This window comes from Vibrio sp. 11986-1-5 (genome assembly GCF_963878025.1).
Taxonomy (GTDB): Bacteria; Pseudomonadota; Gammaproteobacteria; order Enterobacterales; family Vibrionaceae; genus Vibrio; species Vibrio injensis.
Window position 1 is genome coordinate 1 of the sequence record NZ_CAWNVW010000027.1, and the last position, 541, is coordinate 541.

Here is a 541-nt window from a genome sequence, read left to right on the forward strand (position 1 = left end):
TGCCACTTTGTGGTTCATGACTGGGGTGAAGTCGTAACAAGGTAGCGCTAGGGGAACCTGGCGCTGGATCACCTCCTTACGTAAAGATTGTGCATTGATGAGTGTTCACACAGATTGATTTGGTTTAGATAAAAAGAGAATAGTGGGTCTGTAGCTCAGGTGGTTAGAGCGTACGCCTGATAAGCGTAAGGTCGGTGGTTCGAGTCCACTCAGACCCACCACTTAACGATGGGGCTATAGCTCAGCTGGGAGAGCGCCTGCCTTGCACGCAGGAGGTCTGCGGTTCGATCCCGCATAGCTCCACCATCTTTAAGGGTTTTTAGACAAAATCTTTAGAAATGGTTGACTCGTTTTGTAACGAACAATCTTGCTCTTTAACAATTTGGAAAGCTGACAAAGTGATTTATCTTGATAGATAAGTTACTTGTAAAGTTCTCAATCTTTATCTTTTGATAAAGACCAAAAATACACATTCAAGTGTGCTTGGTGAAAAACATCTTCGGATGCTTTTCAAAAATTGAGTCCGGCAAAATCTGTCTCG

Annotated in this window: 2 tRNA genes and 1 rRNA gene; all 3 read left to right on the forward strand. The window is 43.6% G+C overall.

Annotated features, from left to right (window positions below):
* A 16S ribosomal RNA gene (locus tag AACS00_RS07930) occupies nt 1-79 on the forward strand; the annotation flags it as partial.
* A gap of 65 nt (nt 80-144) precedes the next feature.
* A tRNA-Ile gene (locus AACS00_RS07935) sits at nt 145-221 on the forward strand.
* A 9-nt stretch (nt 222-230) separates the two neighbouring features.
* Nucleotides 231-306: transfer RNA gene (locus AACS00_RS07940), tRNA-Ala, on the forward strand.
* The last annotated feature ends 235 nt before the right edge of the window (nt 307-541 follow it).